Annotated in this window: 19 protein-coding genes; 10 read left to right on the top strand and 9 right to left on the bottom strand. The window is 72.0% G+C overall.

From position 1 onward, the window contains the following. The first annotated feature begins 1 nt into the window (after position 1). Positions 2–913: a metal ABC transporter permease gene (locus tag ACFYOP_RS02325; RefSeq protein WP_356890259.1), complete on the top strand. Its 912-nt coding sequence runs from the start codon at positions 2–4 to the stop codon at positions 911–913. A gap of 97 nt (positions 914–1,010) precedes the next feature. Continuing rightward, positions 1,011–1,442: a Fur family transcriptional regulator gene (locus ACFYOP_RS02320; protein WP_356890006.1), complete on the top strand. Its 432-nt coding sequence runs from the start codon at positions 1,011–1,013 to the stop codon at positions 1,440–1,442. 65 nt (positions 1,443–1,507) lie between these two features. On the opposite strand, the gene ACFYOP_RS02315 is transcribed toward ACFYOP_RS02320, so the two are convergent. The 5 genes from ACFYOP_RS02315 to ACFYOP_RS02295 all read right to left on the bottom strand — a co-directional run bounded on the left by ACFYOP_RS02315 (position 1,508) and on the right by ACFYOP_RS02295 (position 4,524). Next, positions 1,508–1,843 (bottom strand): hypothetical protein, encoded by a 336-nt coding sequence (locus tag ACFYOP_RS02315; protein WP_356890004.1) that lies wholly within the window; start codon positions 1,841–1,843, stop codon positions 1,508–1,510. Next, complete coding sequence (locus ACFYOP_RS02310; RefSeq protein WP_356890002.1) at positions 1,840–2,391, bottom strand: YcxB family protein; 552 nt, start codon at positions 2,389–2,391, stop codon at positions 1,840–1,842. The genes ACFYOP_RS02315 and ACFYOP_RS02310 overlap by 4 nt, the downstream gene beginning before the upstream one ends. A gap of 195 nt (positions 2,392–2,586) precedes the next feature. Beyond that, positions 2,587–3,432: an isoprenyl transferase gene (locus ACFYOP_RS02305; protein ID WP_356890000.1), complete on the bottom strand. Its 846-nt coding sequence runs from the start codon at positions 3,430–3,432 to the stop codon at positions 2,587–2,589. Between the two features lie 30 nt (positions 3,433–3,462). Then, positions 3,463–4,209 (bottom strand): DNA repair protein RecO, encoded by a 747-nt coding sequence (recO, locus tag ACFYOP_RS02300; protein ID WP_356889998.1) that lies wholly within the window; start codon positions 4,207–4,209, stop codon positions 3,463–3,465. A gap of 45 nt (positions 4,210–4,254) precedes the next feature. Continuing rightward, entirely contained in the window at positions 4,255–4,524 is a 270-nt protein-coding gene (locus ACFYOP_RS02295; RefSeq protein ID WP_356889996.1) for a DUF1905 domain-containing protein, read from the bottom strand. A 352-nt stretch (positions 4,525–4,876) separates the two neighbouring features. On the opposite strand from ACFYOP_RS02295, the gene sbnA reads away from it, so the two are divergent. The 5 genes from sbnA to ACFYOP_RS02270 all read left to right on the top strand — a co-directional run bounded on the left by sbnA (position 4,877) and on the right by ACFYOP_RS02270 (position 11,455). Further along, positions 4,877–5,947, top strand: coding sequence for a 2,3-diaminopropionate biosynthesis protein SbnA (gene sbnA, locus ACFYOP_RS02290; protein WP_356889994.1), 1,071 nt, complete (start codon positions 4,877–4,879; stop codon positions 5,945–5,947). Between the two features lie 12 nt (positions 5,948–5,959). Then, entirely contained in the window at positions 5,960–6,961 is a 1,002-nt protein-coding gene (sbnB, locus tag ACFYOP_RS02285) for a 2,3-diaminopropionate biosynthesis protein SbnB (RefSeq protein WP_356889992.1), read from the top strand. Continuing rightward, positions 6,958–8,895 (top strand): FAD/NAD(P)-binding protein, encoded by a 1,938-nt coding sequence (locus ACFYOP_RS02280; protein WP_356889990.1) that lies wholly within the window; start codon positions 6,958–6,960, stop codon positions 8,893–8,895. Before sbnB ends, ACFYOP_RS02280 begins: the two co-directional genes overlap by 4 nt. Beyond that, entirely contained in the window at positions 8,892–10,094 is a 1,203-nt protein-coding gene (locus ACFYOP_RS02275) for a PLP-dependent aspartate aminotransferase family protein (protein WP_356889988.1), read from the top strand. Before ACFYOP_RS02280 ends, ACFYOP_RS02275 begins: the two co-directional genes overlap by 4 nt. Positions 10,095–10,291: 197 nt before the next feature. Then, on the top strand, positions 10,292–11,455 hold the full coding sequence (locus ACFYOP_RS02270) for a benzoate/H(+) symporter BenE family transporter (RefSeq protein ID WP_356890257.1): 1,164 nt from the start codon (positions 10,292–10,294) through the stop codon (positions 11,453–11,455). Positions 11,456–11,498: 43 nt separating this feature from the next. Here the strand turns inward: ACFYOP_RS02270 and ACFYOP_RS02265 are convergent, their stop codons facing one another. After that, a complete protein-coding gene (locus ACFYOP_RS02265) occupies positions 11,499–11,720 on the bottom strand; it encodes a hypothetical protein (protein ID WP_356889985.1) in 222 nt (73 codons plus the stop codon). Positions 11,721–12,314: 594 nt separating this feature from the next. Between ACFYOP_RS02265 and ACFYOP_RS02260 the strand changes: the two genes are divergently transcribed. From ACFYOP_RS02260 to ACFYOP_RS02250, 3 genes are all read left to right on the top strand, one after another. Beyond that, positions 12,315–13,682: an FAD-dependent oxidoreductase gene (locus ACFYOP_RS02260; RefSeq protein ID WP_356889983.1), complete on the top strand. Its 1,368-nt coding sequence runs from the start codon at positions 12,315–12,317 to the stop codon at positions 13,680–13,682. Positions 13,683–13,807: 125 nt separating this feature from the next. Then, the gene (locus ACFYOP_RS02255; RefSeq protein ID WP_356889981.1) at positions 13,808–15,601 is read left to right on the top strand and encodes a LuxR C-terminal-related transcriptional regulator; all 1,794 of its coding nucleotides are present in this window, start codon (positions 13,808–13,810) and stop codon (positions 15,599–15,601) included. Positions 15,602–15,778: 177 nt separating this feature from the next. Continuing rightward, a complete protein-coding gene (locus ACFYOP_RS02250; protein WP_356890255.1) occupies positions 15,779–17,173 on the top strand; it encodes an FAD-binding oxidoreductase in 1,395 nt (464 codons plus the stop codon). Here the strand turns inward: ACFYOP_RS02250 and ACFYOP_RS02245 are convergent. From ACFYOP_RS02245 to leuA, 3 genes are all read right to left on the bottom strand, one after another. Continuing rightward, a complete protein-coding gene (locus tag ACFYOP_RS02245; protein ID WP_388450644.1) occupies positions 17,095–17,874 on the bottom strand; it encodes a LuxR C-terminal-related transcriptional regulator in 780 nt (259 codons plus the stop codon). The genes ACFYOP_RS02250 and ACFYOP_RS02245 overlap by 79 nt on opposite strands. Positions 17,875–18,107: 233 nt before the next feature. Continuing rightward, entirely contained in the window at positions 18,108–18,782 is a 675-nt protein-coding gene (locus ACFYOP_RS02240; RefSeq protein ID WP_356890253.1) for a TerB family tellurite resistance protein, read from the bottom strand. Positions 18,783–19,004: 222 nt separating this feature from the next. Continuing rightward, the gene (gene leuA, locus ACFYOP_RS02235) at positions 19,005–20,768 is read right to left on the bottom strand and encodes a 2-isopropylmalate synthase (protein WP_356889979.1); all 1,764 of its coding nucleotides are present in this window, start codon (positions 20,766–20,768) and stop codon (positions 19,005–19,007) included. Positions 20,769–20,857: the final 89 nt, after the last annotated feature.

Below are 20,857 nucleotides of genomic sequence, written 5' to 3'. Positions count from 1 at the left end.
CATGGAAATGCTGGAATCCGCGTTCATGCAGCGCGCACTGCTGGCGGCACTGCTGGTCGGCATCACCGCCCCCGCGGTCGGCATCTATCTGGTGCAGCGGCGGCAGGCCCTGATGGGCGACGGAATCGGCCATGTCGCGATGACCGGCGTCGGGCTCGGCTTCCTGATGTCGACCAACCCCATCTGGATGGCGACGCTGATCTCGATCGTCGGCGCCGTGCTGATGGAGCTCATCCGCACCTACGGCCGCACTCGCGGCGACATCGCGCTGGCGATGCTGTTCTACGGCGGCATGGCGGGCGGTGTCCTGCTGATCGAGCTCTCGGACACCGGCTCCACGGCCAACCTCACCACCTATCTCTTCGGCTCCCTCTCCACGGTCTCCGACCAGGACGTCGTCGCGATCGTGCTGCTCGCGGCGTTCGTGGTGGCGGTGTCGCTGGGTCTGCGGCGGCAGCTGTTCGCCGTCAGCCAGGACGAGGAGTTCGCCCGGGTCACCGGCCTGCCGGTGCGAGCGCTGAACCTGCTGGTCGCCGTCACCGCGGCGGTCACGGTCAGCGTCGCCATGCGGGTGGTCGGCCTGCTGCTGGTGAGCGCCCTGATGGTGGTTCCGGTGGCCGCCGCCCAGCAGATCTCGCGCTCCTTCAAGGCGACGTACGCGCTGTCGGTCGCCATCGGCGTGGCGGTCGCCCTGGCCGGAACTGCCACGTCCTACTACCAGGACGTGCCGCCGGGGGCGACGATCGTGATGCTCGCCATCGCTGTGTTCGTCGTGCTGACCGCGCTGGCCACACCCCTGGCACGGCGGCGGGCGAAGGCCATGGAGGCGAGCGGCGCGGACGGCGCGGGCGGGACCGAGTGCACCGTCGACGTTCCGGGTACGCGACGCCCGGGCGACGACGTCAAGGTCTGAGCCCGGCAGGGGGGCGCGCTCCCCTGCCCGGGACGGGTCCGCGCGCGGGCCTGGCACAATGGCCCGACGTATGTGCGGGCCAAGCGAGGAGGCACCTGTGACCACGGCGCCAACCGGCGGGAACACCGCCCCGGTACGAGGCCGGTCGACCCGGCAGCGGGCCGCGGTGGCGGCGGCGCTCGACGAGGTGGACGAGTTCCGCAGCGCGCAGGAGCTGCACGACATGCTCAAGCACCGCGGCGACTCGGTGGGCCTGACGACGGTCTACCGCACGCTGCAGTCGCTCGCCGACGCGGGTGAGGTCGACGTGCTGCGCACCAGCGAGGGCGAGTCGGTGTACCGGCGCTGCTCGACCGACGACCACCACCACCATCTGGTGTGCCGGATGTGCGGCAAGGCGGTCGAGGTCGAGGGCCCGGCGGTGGAGCAGTGGGCGGAGTCGATCGCGGCGCAGCACGGCTATGTGAGCGTGGCGCACACGGTCGAGATCTTCGGCACGTGCGCGGAGTGCGCGGCGAAGGCCGGCTGACCTGTACGACGGTGGCCCGCACGCCCGGCTCCTGGCCGGGGTGCGGGCCACCGTCGTGCGCCGGGTCAGCGGTCGAAACAGTCGTAGGACCCGTCGTCGTCGCGGCCGACGGTGTTGTGGTCCCAGCAGTGCAGGGCCGGCGCGATCGTGTGGAGGCGCCACAGGAGCGCCGCCGCCAGGCACGCGGTGGCCGCGAGAGCGAGCACGGAACGGCGCCCCGCGAGCCGGAGGCCCCGAAGAGCGGCGCCGGCCGCGAGCGCGGCGAAGAAGAGGGCGAGGCCGGCGTCGTTGGGACGCAGCCCGGCGAAGGTCTCCGTCTCGACCGTCACGCCGAAGCTGAGCCAGGCCAGGAGAGCGGCGGCCGCGAAGAGCGCGGCGCTGCCGCAGCCCCGCACGCTCATCCCTTCTGCGGCGCCTTCTCCAGGTGCCTTTCGAGCAGGGTCCTCAGCCGCTCCGCGCCGGCCGGTTCCGTCACGCCCCGCTTGGGCAGCACCATGACTCCCACGCTGTGCTTGTCGCCGGTGAGGAGGACGAACACGTCGTCGGTCTCCGCGTAACGCGAGTACCCCGTCCAGTTGGTGGTGGCGTCGGCGTCGCGGGTGGTCAACCGGATGCCGCTGTCGTCGACGACGGCACGGAACTCGCCCTGCCGGGCCGCCGGCTGGTGCAGCTGGCGTCCCTGTATCCACGGCATCAGGTACAGGCAGGCGAAGGCGAGGACGCCGGCGCCCATCATGAGCCACAGCCGCCAGGTCATCGCGTTCATCAGCACGAGGTACCCGAAGCAGACGGTGCACAGCACGCCGGCGAAGAGCAGCAGACGCCGCATACGGCGGCCGACGGGCGTGGCCCGCGCACGGGCCCGCAGGGCGGAGACCATGTCACGGGCCGTGGGCTCGTAGACCAGCTCCACCGTCTGTTCCGAGTGCTGACGCTCCGCCTCGGTCATGGCCCCTCCCCGGTCCGCCGACGAGCTGTGATCGTAGCGGCCGGGCCGGCCACGGCCGTGCGGTGCCCGGCGCGTACGCCGCGGCCGGTGTCCGGGGCCCGTCCGTACCTCGCCGTGCGGTGCCCGGCGCGTACGCCGCGGCCGGTGTCCGGGCCCGTCCGTACCGTGCCGTACCTCGCCGTGCGGTCCGGCGGATCAGGAGGCCGGGGTGTCGGGGCGACCGCGCATCGCCTCGAGCTCCTCGTTCGGGATCGCGCCGCCGAAGCGGCGGTCGCGCTGCGCGTATTCGAGGCAGGCGCGCCACAGGTCGCGGCGGTCGAAGTCGGGCCACAGCACGTCCTGGAACACCATCTCGGCGTAACTGGACTGCCAGATCAGGTAGTTCGAGATGCGCTGTTCGCCGCTGGGGCGCAGGAAGAGGTCGACGTCCGGCATGTCCGGGTAGTAGAGGTACTTCTGGAAGGTCTTCTCGTTGACCTTCGACGGGTCGAGCCGGCCCGCCGCCACATCGCGCGCGAGGGCCTGCGCCGCGTCCGCGACCTCGGCCCGGCCGCCGTAGTTGACGCAGAAGTACAGGGTCATCGCGTCGTTGCCGACCGTCTGCTCCTGCGCGACCTGGAGCTCCTGGACGACGGACTTCCACATCTTGGGCATACGGCCGACCCAGCGGATCCGGATGCCGAGCTCGTCCATCTCGTCACGGCGGCGGCGGATGACGTCGCGGTTGAAGTTCATCAGGAAGCGCACCTCGTCGGGCGAGCGCTTCCAGTTCTCGGTGGAGAAGGCGTAGAGGGAGAGGTTCTTGACGCCCATCTCCAGGCAGCCCTTGAGCACGTCCAGCACGACGCCCTCGCCGACCTTGTGGCCCTCGGTGCGGGGCAGGCCCCGCTCCTTGGCCCAGCGGCCGTTGCCGTCCATGACGCACGCCACGTGGTTCGGCACCAGCTCGGCCGGGATCCTGGGCGGGCGGGCACCGGAGGGGTGCGGCTCGGGGACCTTGTACTCGCGGCGGGACCGGCCCAGGATTCCGCGTCGTGCCATGCGGTTCACATCTCCTATTTCGCTGCTTCGCTACTTCTCTACGTACCGCAGGGAGCGCAGGCCGCGCTCCAGGTGCCAGTGCAGGTAGGCGGACACCAGCCCGCTGCCCTCCCTGACGTGGCGTGCCTCGCACGCGTCCGCGGTCGGCCAGTCGCCGGTCAGCAGCGCGCTGAGCAGCCTGACGGCCTCCGCAGAGGGTACGACGCTGCCGGGCACCCGGCAGTCGCCGCATACGACGCCGCCGGCGGCCACCGAGAAGAACCGGTTGGGCCCGGGCAGCCCGCAGCGGGCGCAGTCGTCGAAGCTGGGGGCGTAGCCGTTGACGGCGAGGGAACGCAGCAGGAACGCGTCGAGCACCAGGTTCGGCGCGTGCTCGCCCCGCGACAGCGTGCGCAGTCCGCCGACGAGCAGCAGATACTGCTGCACGGCCGGCTCGCCCTCGTGGTCGGTGAACCGCTCGGCGGTCTCCAGCATGGCCGTGCCGGCGGTGTAGCGGGCGTAGTCGGTGACGATGCCGCTGCCGTACGGGGCGATGGTCTCCGACTGGGTGCACAGCGGCAGCCCGCGCCCGATCAGCTCGCTGCCGCGCGCGAAGAACTGCACGTCGACGTGGGAGAACGGCTCGAGCCTGGCCCCGAACTTGGACTTGGTCCGCCGCACCCCCCGCGCCACGGCCCGTACCCGGCCGTGACCGCGGGTGAGCAGCGTGATGATGCGGTCCGCCTCACCCAGCTTCTGGGTGCGCAGGACGACGCCGTCATCACGGAACAGGCTCATGGCCCCATTCTCCCGCACCGGGGACGGCATCCGGCCCCGGTACGGTCAAGGCGCGAGGCGCTCCTCGATGCGAACGGTCACGGTGTCGCCGGCCTCCTTGCCGATGGCCCTGCGCACGTCGGCCTTGACGGGCAGCTTGTGCCTGCCGTCACCGAGGGCCATGAACGAGCTCCGGAAGGGATGCCCGTCGATGGTCCCGCGGACCTTGACGAGCCCTCGCGTCCCGAAGTACTCGACGGACTCGGGCCAGACCAGGTAGGTCCAGCCGCCTTCGGCGGGGCTCTTCTGCAGCGTGGCGCTGAATTCCTTGTCCATGAGGGGTGGACCGCCGGGCGGGCCGGAACTCATCGGCCGGACGGCGGTGGACCCCGCGGCCGGGCGGCGGTGGACCCCGCGGGCGGGCGGTGGTGGCCCGGCCGGCGGGCGCCCCCGCGGCCGAAGAGGCGGCAGCCCCGGCGGGCAGTACTGTCATGGCGGAATAAAGAATTCCCTTTCTCCACGCACACGGGCCGCCGAAATGCAATTCACCTTTCAACCTTTCCCGGCCACTGAAACGACTTGGCCGAAGCTCGACCACGTGTCAGAATTGAAGCGGCCGCAGACGAACGGGGGTTCGTGGCCACGGGGGACGGGGGAAAGGTCCCTTCTGCAACGCGTGCGCCCGACCATGCGCACCGCCGACAAGCCCACGGGTGACCGCAGCGGCTCATTTCGCCATGCGCAATTCCCGTATTTCACGGTTTGGATTCTGGTGATAGCGGAAGAAGTTTACGATCTCGTACTGGATGATCTGTTCATCCGGCTCGATCAACTGGTTCCGGGCAGTTCGCTCTACCTGAAGATCGAGGGTCTCAATCCAGCAGGTTCCGTCAAACTCAAGACGGCGATCGCGCTCGTCGCGGACGCCGAGAAGCAGGCCGAAAAGAGCGGGCGCGCCTTTCCGCGCACCCGGCTGATCGAATCGACGTCGGGGAACCTGGGCATCGCGCTGGCCATGGTGTGCGCGGCCAAGGGATACGCGCTCACCTGTGTCACCGACCCGAACGCCAACCGCCAGTCCGTCCGGCTGATGCAGGCGCTCGGCGCGGAGGTCGTCGTGATCGACGTCCCCGACACGAACGGCGGATTCCTCCAGTCGCGCATCGACTACATCGGTGAACGGCTGTCCCGCGAACCGCAGTTGTACTGGCTGAACCAGTACGCCAACCCGGCCGGGCCCGAGGCCCACCGGGACCGCACCGGGCGGGCCATCTTCGAGCACATCGGCCACGCCGACTACGTCTTCATCGGCGCGGGCACCACGGGGACGCTGATGGGCTGCGGCGCCTTTCTGCGCCGGCACAGCCCGGCCACCCGCGTCATCGCCGTCGACACGGTCGGCTCCGTGACCTTCGGCGGCCCTCCGGCACGGCGGCACATTCCGGGGCTCGGCACCAGCAGACGACCGGAGATATTCGACCGGGACATGGTGGACGACCTGATTCTGGTGCCCGAATCGGCATCCGTCGAGATGTGCCGGATGCTCGCCAAGGAACGCGGTCTGCTCTTCGGCGGATCGACCGGGACAGTGCTCTTCGCCGTGCAGCAAGCGGCGAAACACATTCCGGAGGGAAGCACGGTGGTCGCCGTGTCCCCTGATTTCGGGGACCGCTATCTCGACACCCTCTACGACGACCAATGGGTGGCAGAGCGCGGGCTCGGAGCAATCGACGAAGAAATACCTCGGGCGCACGCCTGAGAAGGGGGAGAAATGTTCGACTTCAGTATTGTCACGGGAAAGGCCGTCGGGGAAATCCTGCGGGATTCCCGCGCCGCGGTCATCGACATCGTGGAGCGCGCCTACCGGGCACACGACCGGGGCGACTCGGTCAATCCCGACAGCTACTTCCTGCGGTTCCCGGACAAGCCCGACTCGCGGATCATCGCCCTGCCGGCCTTCCTCGGTGACGACGTACAGCTCGCCGGCATCAAGTGGATCGCCAGCTTCCCGCGGAACACCGCGTCCGGCCTGCCGCGCGCCTCCGCGGTCCTCGTGCTCAACGACTACGAGACCGGCTACCCGGTCGCCTGCCTGGAGGCGGCGGGAATCAGCGCGGCCCGCACCGCCGCGTCGGCCGCCGTCGCCGCCAGGACCCTGCGGCCCGGTGGTTACCGCGGCACCACGGTCGCCGTGGTGGGCGGCGGGGTCATCGCCCGCAACATCTGCGACTACCTGCACGCGGCCGGCTGCGCCCCGGACTCCTATCTGGTGCACGACATCGACGAGGCGTCCGGCCAGGCGCTCGCCGACCATGTGCGCGCCACGCAGGACCGTGCCGCCTCGTTCACCGCCGACCTGGACACCGCCCTGGCGGCCGAGACCGTGGTGTTCGCCACGACGGCGCTCGCGCCGTACGTCACCAAGCCGTTCGGGCCGGGTCAGCTGGTGCTCAACATCTCGCTGCGCGACCTGGCGCCCGAAGTGGTCCTGGCGGCCGACAACGTCCTGGACGACGTCGACCACTGTCTGAAGGCCGACACCTCGCCGCATCTGGCCGAACAGCTCTCGGGTTCCCGCGCGTTCGTGACCGGCACCCTCGCCGGTGTGCTGAGCGGCGAGGCCGAGCTCTCCGCGGACCGGCCGGTGATCTTCTCGCCGTTCGGCCTCGGCGTCCTCGACCTGGCGGTCGGCGCCCATGTGCTCACCGAGGCGCACCGCGGCGGCACGGCCCTGCCGGTGCCGGACTTCTTCGGGGAGACGAGCCGGTGGTGACCACACATCCCCACGGTTCCAGGGGCTCGACGGCCGTGGCGCCCCCGGTACCGGGCTCCCTCGTGATCGTCGGTCTCGGATCCCGCGGCCTCGGCGTCCTGGAGCGGCTCGTCGCCCATGCCCTCGCCGACCCGTTCCCGCTCGTGGTGCACCTGGTGGACCCGGTGGTGGCGGGACCGGGCTTCCACCGCGCGGACCAGCCCGACCATCTGCTGCTGAACACCGTCTGCGCACAGCTCACGGCGTTCGCCGACGCGGACATGGTGGACGGCCCCGTACTCCCGGCCGGGCCGTCGCTGCACGCATGGTGCCAGGAACGCGATCTGCGGCTCGGCGAGGACGGCTTCACCGTCCGGCCGGGCCGGGGCCGGCGGATCAGGCCCAACGACTTCCTGCCCCGCCGGCTGCTGAGCGAGTACCTCGCCTGGGCGGCCGGGCGGATCACGGAAGCGGCGCCCGACTGCCTCACCCTGGTACGCCACACCACCACGGCGGTCGACATCCTCGCCGACGGCGAGGATGACGGCGAGACCGTGGTGCTCGCCGACGGCGGACGGATCACCGCCGACGCCGTCTTCGTCACGGTCGGGCACCACTCGCTCCACCTGCCCGCCCCGCCCGCCGCCGACCCCCGGCTGATCACCCGCCCGTACCCGCTGCCCGACGCGGTCGGCGGCGTCGCCCCGGGCGACCGGGTCGCCGTGCTGGGTACGGGCCTGACGGCCATGGACGTGATCGCCACCCTCACCGTGGGACGCGGCGGCCGCCATGTCCGCGACGGGGAGCGGCTGCGGTACGAGCCCGGAGGGCGCGAGCCGCTGATCGTGCTGGCCAACCGTTCCGGGCTGCCGGCCCGCAGCCGGCCGCATCTGAATCCCGGCCGGGTCCGTCCCGTACCGCTCGTGCTCACGGTGCTCCGCCTGGCCGCACTGCGCGCCGGACGGCCGGGCGGCCGGCTCCGCTTCACCGACGACGTGCTGCCGCTCGTCGTCGCCGAGATGGAGCTCGCCTGGTACCGCACGCTGCTGGCCCGCGAAACGGACGGCGGCGCGGCGCACGCGCCGCGCGCCGCCGCCGAACTGGCCTCCGGCGTGGGCGCCTTCGGCCACGACCGGCTGCTCGCCGAACTGCGCGCCCGCTTCGGCCCGTCCCCCGTCCGCGACCTGCTGGACGGCGTCACGGACACGCAGGAGCACGGCGACGGCCCGCCCGCCCGCACCTGGCCCGGTCGCCGCGCGTACACCGCGTCCTTCACGGCCGAGGTGGCGGACGATCTCGCCGAGGCACGGGCGGGCCTGGGCGTCAGCCCTCTCAAAGAGGCCCTGGAGGTCCTGCGCGACCACCGCGACGTGCTGCGCGCCGCCGTCGACGCGCCGGGCCTGGACGACGAGTCGCTGGCGCACTTCTTCCACGCCGTCGCCCCGCTGGTGAACCGCCTCGTCATCGGTCCGCAGCTGGACCGCTCCGCGGAGCTGCTCTCCCTCATCGAGGCGGGAGTGGTACGGATCGGCCCCGGCCCGGCCCCGAAGGTCGTCCCACCGGCCGGCAACGGCCCCTGGCGACTGGAGTCGACGCTGCTGGAGCGTCCGGCCGCCGAGGAGGTCGACCATGTGGTGCACGCCCATGTGACCGAGCCGGTGGCCGAGCGGGTGCCCGGTTCGCTGCTGCGGCGGCTGGCCGAGTCCGGCCGCGCCCGCACCCTCACCGCCGGCGAAGTGCCGCTGCCCGGGCTGGAGGTGGACCGACGGGGGCGGAGCGTCGGCCGGACCGGGCAGACCGAACCGCGCCTGTTCTTCCTGGGCCCGCACACCGAGGGCTCCAGCTACTACAACCACTACGTCCCCTCCCCCGGCGCACCCTCGCGTGCGCTGCTGGACGCGGAACTGGCCCTCGCCACGGCGCTGCAGTCGCCGACCGACAAGAGGAAGCGATGAGCAACAGCGAGAAGTACAGCCCCTGGACGCACGCCTACCACGCGGAGACCCGGGCAGCGCAGGGCGACGGCTGGCGCTCCCCCACCACCGGCGCCGTGCCGCCCGCCATCAGCCTGGGCGCCACCTTCGCCCGGGACGACCAGTACCGCACCCCGGCGGGGCTCGCCTATCTGCGCGACCAGGGCGCACCGGGGTACGAGCAGGTCGAGGACGTGGTGGCGGGCCTGGAGGGCGGCTCGCGGGGTCTGGTGTTCTCCTCCGGCATGGCCGCGGCGACCGCCGTCTTCCAGGTGCTGCCCGCCGGCTCCCGCGTCGTCGTGCCGCGGACGATGTACTTCGGACTCACCAAGTGGCTCCTGGAGTTCGGCCCGGACCGCGGTCTCGACGTGGTCCAGGTACCGATGGACGACCTGGACGCGGTCGCCTCGGCGGTGGCCGCGGCGCCGACCGCCCTGGTGTGGGCCGAGTCCCCGGCGAATCCCACCTGGACGGTGACGGACATCGCGGCGGTGGGTGCGGTGGCGCGCGAGGCGGGCGCCCTGTTCGGCGTCGACAACACGGTGCCGACCCCGGTGCACACGCGGCCGTTCGAGCTGGGCGCCGACATCGTCATGCACTCCGGCACCAAGTACCTCAACGGCCACACCGACGTGGTGGCCGGTCTGCTGGTGCTCGCGCCCTCCCCGAGTGAGCGGGCGGACGCCCTGTGGGAGCGGCTGGAGCTGCACCGCAGGCTCACCGGCCCGATCCTCGGCCCGCTGGAGACCTATCTGCTGATGCGCGGGATACGCACCCTCTTCCCCCGTATGCGGCAGATCTCGGCCACCGCGCTGGCACTCGCCGAACACTTCGCCGACCATCCGCTGATCCGCAAGGTCACCTATCCGGGGCTGCCCGGCGGCCCCGGGCACGACATCGCCGCACGTCAGATGACCGGCGGGTTCAGCGGAATGCTCTCCCTGCACGTGGACGGGGAGTGGCAGCGCTCGCTGCGCGCCGCCCAGCACTGCGAGCTGTTCATTCGCGCCACTTCGCTGGGCGGGGTGGAAAGCCTGATCGAACACCGATACACCTTCGAGGGACCGGGCAGTTGCTCCCCCCAGGACATGCTCCGTATCTCGGTGGGACTGGAGAACCCGGCGGATCTCGTCGCAGACCTCGAACAGGCCCTGGAGCGGGCCGTGAAGGAAGACCGTTGAGCCGTGACATCCGCAGCCCCCGCACCCCGGAGTCCGGCACCCCGCCGGACGCCGGCCCCGCGCCGGACGGCCCAGCGCCGGACACCGCCGAACAGAGCGCGGCAGAGCAGGGCGCAGCCGGCCCAGGCGACGCCGACAAGGGCGCGGCCGAGCAGTGCGCGACCGACGCGGGCAGGGGCCCCGGCTTCTGGCGCGACATGTCCGTCTCCGCCGTCCTGGCCGGATTCGTCGCCGTCGTCGTCTCCTACTCGGGGCCGCTGGTCATCGTGCTGGCGGCCGCGTCGGCCGGGCGGCTGGACAGCGCGCAGACCAGCTCCTGGGTGTGGGCCATCTCCATCGGCAGCGGCCTGACCTGCATCGGACTGAGTCTGCGCACCCGGATGCCGGTCATCACCGCCTGGTCGACACCCGGCGCGGCGCTGCTGGTCACCAGCCTCGGCGCGTACTCGTACGCCGAGGCGATCGGCGCGTTCGTGGTCACCGGCCTGCTGATCACGCTGGTCGGGCTGACGGGGGTGTTCGGCCGGCTGATGCGCCAGGTGCCCGGTGCGGTGGTCTCGGCGATGCTCGCGGGCATCCTGTTCTCCTTCGGCACAGGGGTGTTCACCTCTCTCAAGTCCGCCCCCTACATCGCCGGTTCCGTCCTGGTGGCGTATCTGCTCGGCAAGCGGCTGCTGCCGCGCTACGCCGTGCTCGTCGCGCTGGCGGCGGGTGTGGTGGCCGCGGCGGCCGGCTCCCGGCTGAACGTCCACCTCGACGGCCTCGAACTGGCCGCGCCGGTGTTCACCGCGCCGCACTTCTCCGTCGCCTCCCTGATCGGCATCGCCGTGCCGCTGACGCTGGCGACGCTGGCCTCGCAGAACGCCCCGGGCATGGGTGTGCTGGCGGCGGCCGGTTACCGGCCGGACGACCGGCTGCTGATCGGCTCCACCGGCCTGGCCTCCACCGCCCTGGCGCCCTTCGGCTCGCACGCCGTCAATCTCGCGGCCATCACGGCGGCGATCTGCACCGGCCCGGAGGCGCACCAGGATCCGCGCCGCCGATATGTGGCGGGGGTCTCCTGCGGTGCGTTCTATCTGCTGATCGGCATGTTCGGTTCCACGCTGGTGGTGCTGTTCGCCGGCCTGCCCAAGGAACTGGTCGCGGCGGTCGCCGGTGTCGCCCTGTTCGGCGCGCTGGCGGGCGGGCTGACGGGCGCGGTCGCGGAGGAGAAGGACCGCGAGGCGGCGCTCATCACGTTCCTCGCCACGGCGTCCGGGATCACCCTCTTCGGGATCGGGTCCGCCTTCTGGGGCCTGTTGTTCGGCGTGCTCGCCCATGTGATCCTGACCCGGCTGCGCCGCCCGGCCAGGACGGCCTGACCGCTGCCGGCGCGCCCCCGCCGCGGGAGCGCGCCGGCGCCGCTCAGAGGACGTCGCCCCGGCTGCGCGCGTTCACGTACGCCGTCGTCGCGCTGATCCGCTCGGCGGCGGTCGCGGGGCGCACGCTGTCCGGGGCGCACTCCCACTCCCGGCCGCCGCCGACGGGTCTCAGCGACAGGAACGGGCCCGCCTCGCCCATGAGCCGGCCCACGCGCCCGGTGCGGGTGTCGACGACGTACGAACCGATCGGCGGGATCTGCGTCATGGGGCCTCGCCCTGTCCCCTGGGCAGCGCGGCAGTGATCGGGCGGACCGTGTCGGCGTCGCGGCGACCCCGTCCGACGAGCGCGGTCCCGGACCGTTTCGGAGCAACGCGCAATGAGCTCACGGCTTCCTCCAACCGACATGCGCGTCAGGGGGTGACGCGGTGCCTTTTCGTCGCTCGACATGATTTCCCGCCCATGGTCGACTTCACGAATCGCATTACGGGGGAGACGCTCCGCGGCTACGCTGATCAAGAGTGTGTCCACTACAACTGGGCAGCTGGGCGGGGCTGTCGAGCCGTGGCCGGAACTCAACGGCGGGCGGCTCGGAATTCCTCGGCACGGGTACCGCAAACCGACGGCATTTTCGCGCAGATGTGCCGAATGGCCCCCGCCGGCCGCCTTGCGCGGAGCGCCTCCCGGCCACACGGAAGCCGGTGGCCGCCGCTACCGCCCCCACGACCTCCATCAAGGAGACCTTTGAGGGGGCATAAGCCTGCCTTATGAGGTCATAGAGCCAGGCCGAGTACTGACTTAGGCTTGCCTTTGTTTAGGGTTGCCGACGAGCCAGTTGTCGCCGCTCGAAGGGAACCTGTCATGCCCCGCCCCTTGCGGGTAGCCATCGTCGGAGCCGGCCCCGCCGGTATCTACGCCGCCGATGCGCTGCTGAAGTCCGAGGTGGCCGCTGCCGACCCCGGCGTGTCCATCGACCTCTTCGAGCGTATGCCCGCGCCCTTCGGCCTGATCCGTTACGGCGTCGCCCCCGACCACCCGCGCATCAAGGGCATCATCACGGCCCTGCACCAGGTGCTCGACAAGCCGCAGATCCGCCTCTTCGGCAACGTCGACTACGGCAACGACCTCAGCCTGGACGATCTCCGCACCTTCTACGACGCGGTGATCTTCTCCACCGGCGCGACCGCCGACCGGGCGCTCGACATACCGGGCGTCGAGCTGGACGGCTCGTACGGCGCGGCCGACTTCGTCTCCTGGTACGACGGGCACCCGGACTGGCCGCGCACCTGGTCGCTGGAGGCCGAGAAGGTCGCCGTGCTCGGCGTCGGCAACGTCGCGCTCGACGTGGCGCGCATCCTCGCGAAGACCGCGGACGAGCTGTTGCCGACCGAGATCCCGCCGAACGTCTACGACGGACTCAAGGCCAACAAGGCCGTCGAGATCCACGTCTTCGGGCGCCGCGGGCCGGCGCAGGCCAAGTTCAGCCCCATGGAGCTCCGGGAGCTGGACCACTCCCCCAACATCGAGGTCATCGTCGACCCCGAGGACATCGACTACGACGCGGGCTCGATCGAGACCCGCCGGGGCAACAAGCAGGCCGACATGGTCGCGAAGACGCTCGAGAACTGGGCGATCCGGGACGTCGGCGAGCGGCAGCACAAGCTGTTCCTGCACTTCTTCGAGTCGCCGACGGAGATCCTCGGTGAGGACGGCAGGGTCGTCGGCCTGCGCACCGAGCGCACCGCGCTCGACGGCACGGGCAACGTGAAGGGCACCGGCGAGCTCAAGGACTGGGACGTCCAGTCCGTCTACCGGGCCGTGGGCTACCTCTCCGACGAGCTGCCGAAGCTGCCCTGGGACGTCACGACGGGCACGGTCCCGGACGAGGGCGGCCGCGTGATCGAGGAGTCCGGCGAGCACCTGGACTCCACGTACGTCACCGGCTGGATCCGGCGCGGCCCGGTCGGCCTCATCGGCCACACCAAGGGCGACGCGAACGAGACCGTCGCGAACCTGCTCAAGGACTACGCGAACGGCCGCCTCCAGACGCCGGCCTCGCCCGAGCCGGAGGCCGTGGAGTCCTTCCTCACGGAGCGGAACGTCCGCTGGACGACCTGGCAGGGCTGGTACGAGCTCGACGCGGCCGAGAAGGCGCTGGGCGAGCCGCAGGGCCGCGAGCGCGTGAAGATCGTCGAGCGCGAGGACATGCTCAGGGCGAGCGGCGCCTGATCACGCATGGAGGCCCGGTGGGCGAGCGCCTGCCGGGCCCGCCGACCGGGCGCCCTTCGGCGGCGTGGCCAGGGCTTTCGGCGGTGACCGGGCCGCTCCTATCCTGAGGTGGGAAGGGAGCGGCCATGGCCGTCCAGTCGGCCCCCTCCGTAGAGCGGGCGCGGGACGCGGCGGCCCGGGAATCCTGGGCCGAGGCGTACGTACTGCTGCACGCTCTCGACCGGGACGGACGCCACGCGGACGGGCGGCGACGCCCCGGCTCCCGCGCGCTCTCCCCCGGCGACCTCGACCTCCTCTCCGACGCGGCCTGGTGGAGCGGGCATGTGGACGAGTCGGTCGACACCCGGCTGCGCGCCCACGCCGGGTACGCGGCGGCCGGTGACCGGCGCCGGGCGGGGTCCGCCGCGTGGTGGCTCTTCTACGAGTACCGCAGCCTGGGCCGCCCCGGCGCCGCCGCGGGCTGGCTGCACCGGGCACGGCAGCATCTGGAGCACGAGCCGGACTGCCCGGAGCAGTGCTTCCTCGCCTGGACCGAGTCGGAGGAGGCGCAGACCGCTGCCGACCCCGAGGCGGCGCTGGCCGCCGTCCGGCGGATGCACCGCATCGCGGTCGACTCCGGCAGCCCCGACCTCGTCGCGCTGAGCCGCCAGGCGCACGCGGCGGTGCTGCTGGCGAACGGCCGGCGGGCCGAGGCGCTGGCCCTGCTGGACGACGCGATGTGCTCGGTCACGGCGGGCGAGCTGAGCGGCATGTTCACCGGCTGGCTCTACTGCATGGCGCTCACCCACTGCATGGCCGCCGCCGACTTCGCACGGGCCGTCGAATGGACCGACGCCGCCATGGCCTGGTGCTCCGTCCCCTGGTCGCGGCACGCCGCCCCGGCCGCCGAGGGCGTCGACGGCGCGGCGGAGAGCGACCCGACCGCCGGCGCCGCCCTGACGGACAACCCCTTCCGCGGGCTCTGCCGCATCCACCACGTCCAGGTGCTGGACCTCCTCGGGTCGTGGCCGCTGGCCGCCGCGGAGGCCGAGCGGGTCTGCCAGGAGGTCATGCCCGACTGTCTCGAGGCCGCCGCTGCCGCCCACTACGAGGCCGGGGAGATCCAGCGGCGCCGGGGCCGCCTCGACGACGCCGCCGCGTCGTACGCCCGCGCCCACGAACTGGGCCTCACGCCGCAGCCCGGTCTCGCCCTCCTCCGCCTGGCGCAGGGCAAGGCGGAGGCCGCCGTGACCGGGCTGCGGCTGGCGCTCGCCTGCCAGGGCGAGGCGTCGGCCGACCTGCTCGGACGGGCCCGGCTGCTCGCCGCGCAGACGGAGGTGTCGCTCGCCGTCGGTGACGTGGACGGCGCCGCCACCGCGGTGAAGGAGCTGGAGACGCTCGCCGCCACCGGACCCCGCCCGCCCACCGCGACCCTGCTGCGGGCCATGGCCGACACGGCACAGGGCTCGCTCGCCCTCGCCCAGGGCCGCCCCGAGGGCCCCGACGACCCCGACGCGGCGCTGCGGCCGCTGCGCCGCGCGCTGGCGGGCTGGCTGGGGATGCGCATCCCGTACGAGGCAGCCCAGGTGCGCATGCTGCTGGCCGCCGCGTGCCGGACGGCCGGCGACGTCGAGGCCGCGCGCCTGGAACTGCGGGCCGCGCGGAGCACGTTCGAGCAGTTGGGCGCGCACCCCGACGCCCGGCGCGCGGCGGCCCTGCTCAGCGAACGGCCGCGGGGCCTGCCCGGCGGTCTCACCCGCCGGGAGGCGGAGGTGCTGCGGCTGGTCGCCGCGGGCGGCACCAACCGGGACATCGCCCGGGAGCTGGTGATCAGCGAGCACACCGTGGCGCGTCATCTGAACAACATCTACGCCAAGCTGGACGTGACCTCCCGCGCCGCCGCCACCGCCTACGCCTGCGCCCACGGCCTGGCCGGCTGATTCCCGGACGCCGTATGGGCCGTTCTGCCCATACCGGCCCCTCCCGGCACGTGGACGGTCCGGGCGATGCCCGGCCCGGGCCCCGCGGCCTACAACGGACTCATCGGCTCATTGAGCCCCGCGGACACGTCCGGGCCCATGAGAACGCACACGTCCACCCCGAAAGCCGGTGCCGTGATGACCGCGCTGACCACCCCCTCGACCGAACCGGCCGACCTGGCCCTTGAGCCCCTGCACACCGCCGTGCGCGGCGATGTCATCGAGCCGGGCGACCCCGACTACGACCAGGCCCGCCGCGTCTACAACGCCGCCCACGACCGCCACCCGGCCGTCGTCGTACGCCCCGTCGACGCCGCCGACGTGATCGCCGCCGTGCACTTCGCCCGCGACCACGCCCTGCCGCTCGCCGTCCGCGGCGGCAGCCACGCGGTCGCCGGCCACGGCACGTGCGACGGCGGACTCGTCGTCGACCTGTCCCGGATGCGCGCGGTCCGCGTCGACCCCGTCACCCGCACCGCCCGCGCCGAAGGAGGCTGCACCTGGGGTGACTTCGACCATGCCACGCACGCTTTCGGCCTCGCCACCACCGGTGGGGTCGTCTCCACCACGGGGATCGCCGGACTGACCCTCGGCGGCGGCATGGGCCACCTCGCCCGCCGCTACGGCCTGAGCTGCGACAACCTCGTCTCCGCCGATGTCGTCACCGCCGAAGGGGCCCTCGTCACCTGCGACGCCGCGCACCACCCCGACCTGTTCTGGGCGCTGCGCGGCGGAGGCGGCAACTTCGGCGTCGTCACGTCGTTCCAGTACCGGCTGCACCCGGTGGACGTCGTCCTCGGCGGCCCCACGTTCTATCCGCTCGACGGCGACGTGGCGCGCCGCTGGCGGGACATGATCGCCGGCGCCCCCGAGGAGTTCAACGCGCTCTTCGCCGTGATCCTCGGGCCGCAGGTCCCGTTCCTGCCGGAACGGTGGCACGGCCGCCCCGTGTGCGGTGTGGTCACCTGCTTCAGCGGCCCGCCGGAGGAGGACGACACGATCCGCGGCCGCCTCGCCGAACTCGGCCCGGTCATCGGCCAGTTCCTCGACCGCATCCCGTATCCGGTGATCAACACACTGTTCGACGAGGATCTGCCGCCCGGTCTCCACCACTACTGGAAGGGCAACTTCAGCCGCGACCTGAGCGACGGCGCCATCGACGTCCATATGACGTACGGCGAGACGATTCCGTCGATGGAGAGCGACACCGTGCTCTTCCCGATCGACGGCGCGTGCCACCGCGTCGGCCCGCAGGACACCGCCTTCGCCTACCGCGACGCCGCGTTCTCCCACGCCTTCGGGGCCAGTTACCCCGATCCGGCCGACACCGAGCACAACGTCGCCTGGACCCGCGCGTACGACCACGCGCTGCGTCCGCACACCGAGGAGGCCGGTTACATCAACTTCATGGACACCGACGACCAGGACCGGGTGCGCGCCAACTACCGGCAGAACTACGACCGGCTGCGGACGGTCAAGCGCCGGTACGACCCGGAGAACCTGTTCCGGATCAACCACAACATCGCGCCCTGAACCGGCCCGCGGCGCCCGCTCACCCCGTTCCCGGCGTCACCAGCCCGGCTCGTAGGCGACGATGACCAGTCGGGCCCGGTCCCGGGCGTCCAGCTTGCCATGCTACGGCTGACATGGGTCTTGACCGTCAGCGGACTCAGACCCAGCGACTCGGCGATCTCCGTGTTGTTCAGGCCGCGGGCCACCAGGGCCAGGACCTGGCGTTCGCGGACCGTGAGACCGTCCGGGCCGCCCGCCTCCGGCATCCGCGGTGCGCTCAGGACGCGGGCGATCAGCCGGGACGTCGGCCCCGGTGACAGCAGGGACTCGCCGCGCACGTCGTCGACGAGGGCGGTGCGGGCGTCGTTGTCGGTGCCGGGCGCGGTGGTCGACATCGGGTACATCAGGGTGGTGCCGTCCTGGGACGGGACGCCCTGCGGCGCCGGGCCGTCGAACGGGTGGGCGCCGGTGATCCGGTCGATCTGCTGCTGCGCGTGGGAGCGGTCGGCGGCGGTGAGCCCGCCGTCCCGGTGGTAGACGACGACCAGTTCGGTCGACCCCCCGCCGGGGAGGGCCTGCTCGATCTTGGCCACCTGCGTGGAGTCGGCGCTCGCCGGCAGGTGGTCGACGACGTTGTTCCGCTGGGCGTCGGCGAGCCCGCCCGCGAAGGGCAGGGCGATCGCGATGACCGCGGCCCACAGCACCACGACGGCCCATGGCACGGACCGCCGGGCCCCCGGCCGGGCGGGCGGCTTGGACGGAGGTCTCCGGCTTGCGGTCAGTACGGGCCCCATGGGTGTCTCCCCTTCGTACGGGCGTCCGGTGGCGTGATGCGTCACCAGCGTCCCGTCGCGGGGAGGCGCTTTCGTCGCACGGGAGGGCGAGATGCGCCGTACTCCGCGGGGCGGTACGTCCGCGCCCGTACTCCCCGGGGAGTACGAACGAGTGCAGGGGGTCAGAAGGGGGTGCGGGCCGTCTCCATCAGGCGGGTGGTGTCGGTCTCGTCCAGCTGCAGCGCCGCGCCCACGGTGGCGAGGACCTCGCGCTCGGCCTGGGTGTACGGACCGTCGGCGAGGGCGATCCGGGCGCCCTGGAGCAGGATCGACTCGCGCCCGGCGGGGGCCAGGTGCGGGGCGAGAGGTTCGAGCGCCTCGTGGAGTTCGATGGCGAGCGCCGCGCCGTAGGGCCCGGCGTCCGTGACGTACCGGCCCGTGTCGGCGGCGAGGGCCTCGATGAGGGAGGTGAGCTGGTCCTCGGTGCAGTCGTCGAGCCCGGCGGCGCGCACGGTGTGGACGGCGGTCTCGCGGACGCTGCGGGAGGAGGTGCCGCCGGCGGCGAGGACGGCGAGAGCGACGGTGTGCACCGCGTCTCTGAGCATCGCGGAGAAGCGGCCGGTGGTGGGGTGGTCGAGGGCGTCCGTCCCGAAGTGGCCGTGGCAGGCGGCGCATTCGACGACGGGCCCGGCGATGCCGCGCGGCAGCAGCGGCACGCCGAGGACCGCGAAGCGGCGGCGGCCGGTCCGGCGGCGGTAGTTGCGGTCGCCTCCGCAGCCGGGGCAGAAGAACTCGCCGTCGCCGACGGTGTTCCACGACGTGTGAATGCCGCATACCCGAAGTCTTCGGACGGACATTCCCCGGGCTGGCAGCACGTCGCACCTCCATCACGCTGCGGCAGCGCTGCCGCGTTGACGTGATGTTAGCCACAGAGGCGATGTCGCGTCAGCACCCCGGAGAAGGTGCGGATCCACATGGCTGATTCCGGTCCCCGGCACAACTACGTGCACAGCACCGCAAAACGCCGGACCCGCTCACGAGCGGGCAGGCCCGGCGTCCGGCACGGGAGTACGGGGGTGTCAGCGGGCCGCGCGGTTGACGGCCGAGACGACCGCCTTCAGGGAGGCGCGCGTGGTGTTGGCGTCGATGCCGATGCCCCACAGCACCTGACCGTCGATGGCGCACTCGATGTACGAGGCGGCCTGCGCGGACGCGCCCTCGCTCATCGTGTGCTCCTGGTAGTCCAGCAGGCGCACGTCGACGCCGATGCCGTTCAGCGCCTCGAAGAACGCGGAGATCGGACCGTTCCCGGAACCGGTCAGCACGGTCTCCGCACCGTCGACGACCGCCTCGACGGTCAGCGTGTCCACGCCGTCCTTGTCGGTGGTGGTCTGCCCGGAGCGGATCTGGATGCGTCCCCACGGGTTGTCCGGGTTCGGCAGGTACTCGTCCTGGAAGACGGACCAGATCGCGGCCGGGGTGACCTCGCCGCCCTCGGTGTCGGTCTTGGCCTGGATGATCCTGGAGAACTCGATCTGCATCCGGCGCGGCAGGTCCAGCTTGTGGTCGTTCTTCAGGACGTAGGCGATACCGCCCTTGCCGGACTGCGAGTTGACGCGGATGACGGCCTCGTAGGAGCGGCCGACGTCCTTCGGGTCGATGGGCAGGTACGGCACGGCCCATTCGATGTCGTCCACGCTCTTGCCGGCGGCGGCCGCGTCGGCCTCCATCGCGTCGAAGCCCTTCTTGATGGCGTCCTGGTGGGAGCCGGAGAAGGCGGTGTAGACCAGGTCGCCCGCGTAGGGGTGGCGCGGGTGGACCTCCATCTGGTTGCAGTACTCGCTGGTGCGGCGGATCTCGTCGATCTGCGAGAAGTCGATCTGCGGGTCGACGCCCTGGGAGAACAGGTTCATGCCCAGGGTGACCAGGTCGACGTTGCCGGTGCGCTCGCCCTGCCCGAACAGACAGCCCTCGATCCGGTCGGCTCCCGCCATGATCGCCAGCTCGGCGGCGGCGACTGCGGTGCCGCGGTCGTTGTGCGGGTGGACGGACAGGCAGACGTGCTCGCGGCGGGTCAGGTTCCGCGACATCCACTCGAAGCGGTCGGCGTGCGTGGACGGCGTCGAACGCTCCACGGTGGCGGGCAGGTTGAGGATGATCTCGCGACCGGGGCCGGGCTGCCACACGTCACAGACCGCCTCGCAGACCTCCAGGGCGAAGTCCAGCTCGGTGTCGGTGAAGATCTCCGGGCTGTACTGGTACCCGAAGGCGGTCTCGTCGCCCAGCAGCTTCTCCGCGTACTCCATCACCAGCCGGGTGCCGTCGACCGCGATCTGCTTGATGTCGCCCTTCGAGCCGCGGAAGACGACACGGCGGAAGGTGGGCGCGGTGGCGTTGTAGAGGTGGACCGTGGCGCGCCGGGCGCCGACCAGGGACTCCACGGTCCGCTCGATCAGGTCCTCGCGGGCCTGGGTCAGCACCGAGATGGTGACGTCCTCGGGGATCGCGCCCTCTTCGATGATGGAGCGCACGAAGTTGAAGTCGGTCTCGCCGGAGGACGGGAAGCCGACCTCGATCTCCTTGTACCCCATGCGTACCAGCAGGTCGAACATCTCCCGCTTGCGCGCGGGGCTCATGGGGTCGATCAGCGCCTGGTTGCCGTCCCGCAGGTCGGTGGACAGCCAGCGCGGGGCCCGGGTGATCCGCCGCTCGGGCCAGGTGCGGTCGGGGATCTCGACGGCCTCGTACCGGCCGTACTTGTGGATCGGCATCCCGGACGGCTTCTGCATGTGCGTCGTGTTCGTGATCGGGGTGGGACGGCCGGTCCACTGCGACTGTGACATGACGTGGGGCTCCTCTGATCCTGCGGGAAGGGGGCCGACTGGGTCGAAGCAGCACCAGACTCCGCGGGGAGGGGGTCGGCCTATCGACT

It is taken from the genome of Streptomyces sp. NPDC006294 (genome assembly GCF_042870895.1).
Taxonomy (GTDB): domain Bacteria; phylum Actinomycetota; class Actinomycetes; order Streptomycetales; family Streptomycetaceae; genus Streptomyces.
The sequence above is the reverse complement of the archived record's forward strand: the minus strand, read 5'-3'. Positions and strand labels throughout refer to the sequence as shown.